Below are 1,767 nucleotides of genomic sequence, written 5' to 3' on the forward strand. Positions count from 1 at the left end.
AACCCTTATAGAGAAAGGCATTTAGCGATTTTTGTCAATTGTTTTTGCTCTAGAGCGAACTAATCAATTAAGTCTCTTGCCAGATAAGGATTTAGTCGATTTATGCCCCCCTATCGAACCATACCAAGTAACGAAGAACCACTTTTATTCCCTTCTCAGAATGGTTAAACAATAAAAACTATGACTCGCAATATTTTTAACGATAATATCTCCCCGCGCAACGAAGGCAATCCTAAACGCTCCAAATCTTCTGCAATGAAAAAACTTTTTGCCTATTCCTCCTTACTGGTTTTGGGTGCCGGGTTAGGCATCGGTGCCACCTACGCCTACAGCCAAAATCCTCTAGAATTAGCCCAAAATATTGCCACCGCTACCAATAATCCTCGCCCCTCCACACCAGCGGCAGCCGCTCCCTCGTCTCTGGTTATTCCTACCAATTTTGTCGCTTCTGTGGTGCAAGAAGTGGGGCCGGCGGTGGTAAGAATTAATGCTTCTAGGGAAGTCAATGGAGGCGGTGATTTTTCGGAATTTGCTAACGATCCTGTTTTCCGTCGCTTCTTCGGTTCCCAAATACCCGAGCGAGGAGAAAAACAAGTTCAAAGGGGTACAGGTTCGGGGTTTATTATCAGTAATGACGGTAAAATTATCACCAATGCTCACGTTGTCGAGGGAGCAGATAAGGTGACTGTCACCCTCAAAGATGGTCGCACTATTGATGGTAAAGTCTTAGGTAGTGATCCTTTAACTGATGTGGCAGTGGTACAGGTAGAAACGAGCAATTTACCCACGGTTAAATTAGGTAATTCTGATAGTTTACAGGTGGGAGAATGGGCGATCGCTATCGGTAATCCTTTGGGATTAGATAACACTGTCACCACGGGGATTATTAGTGCCAAGGAACGCAATGGCTCCCAAATTGGTGCTAGTGATAAACGGGTGGATTTCCTGCAAACCGATGCGGCAATTAACCCCGGAAATTCCGGCGGACCTTTGTTAAATGCTCGGGGAGAAGTCATCGGAGTTAACACTGCTATCATTCAGAATGCCCAGGGTTTAGGTTTTGCTATTCCGATTAAAACTGCCCAAAGAATCGCCGAACAATTAATCGCTACGGGTAAGGTGGAACATCCCTATCTCGGTGTTCAAATGGTACAGTTAACCCCGGAGGTAAAAGAACAATTAGCCGATAGTCCTATGGCTGATAATTGGACTATCCCCGATGATTCTGGTGTCTTGTTAGTGCGGGTGATGAGAGATTCTCCTGCCGCAGCAGCGGGATTGCGATCGGGTGATGTGTTAAAGTCTGTAGGTGGTAAGAATGTCACCGATCCCGATGCGGTTCAGGAAATTGTTGCTAACACTCAAATCGGCGATAATTTGCCCATAGAAATTAGCCGGGAAGGACAAAAAATTAATCTGAATATTCAAGTGGGTAGCTTGAATACTGCTAACAGAGCCTAGTCTGGAAGATAAGTGGTAAAAGACCTAAACTTTATAGAGAGCTTGTTAGTAAGCTCTCTATATTTCTGGTTTTACTTTTGGCTCTTGAATCAAATAATTATAGCATTTATCTTGATGGTGAGGTAAGTAGGTAGGCGTTAAAAATTATCAGACACCCCCCTTATCAAGGGGGATCCCCCCGCCTATCGGCACCCCCCTTATCAAGCTATCCCTTATAGGGATCTTTCTTAACAATTTTTGCAGTAAGCACTCCAACCCTTATCCTGACTTGATTTCAGTTTTTTCTTTGTCAGTAAGGGTGTCAAC

At 44.2% G+C, this 1,767-nt stretch carries 2 protein-coding genes; both read left to right on the plus strand.

Going from position 1 to position 1,767, the window contains the following annotated elements; genetic code table 11:
• The first annotated feature begins 31 nt into the window (after positions 1-31).
• Positions 32-175 carry a hypothetical protein gene (locus O9332_RS23320; protein ID WP_288027631.1) on the plus strand — a complete coding sequence of 48 codons (144 nt, stop codon included), beginning with the start codon at positions 32-34 and terminating at the stop codon, positions 173-175.
• A 5-nt stretch (positions 176-180) separates the two neighbouring features.
• Positions 181-1,461, plus strand: coding sequence for an HhoA/HhoB/HtrA family serine endopeptidase (locus tag O9332_RS23325; protein ID WP_002762232.1), 1,281 nt, complete (start codon positions 181-183; stop codon positions 1,459-1,461).
• Positions 1,462-1,767: the final 306 nt, after the last annotated feature.

Source organism: Microcystis sp. LE19-10.1B (assembly GCF_027530565.1).
In the GTDB taxonomy this organism is placed as follows: Bacteria; Cyanobacteriota; Cyanobacteriia; order Cyanobacteriales; family Microcystaceae; genus Microcystis; species Microcystis aeruginosa.

Excerpts from the sequence above, each read along its gene's own strand:
- O9332_RS23325 (WP_002762232.1), top strand. The coding sequence starts at position 181 with ATGACTCGCAATATTTTTAACGATAATATCTCCCCGCGCAACGAAGGC.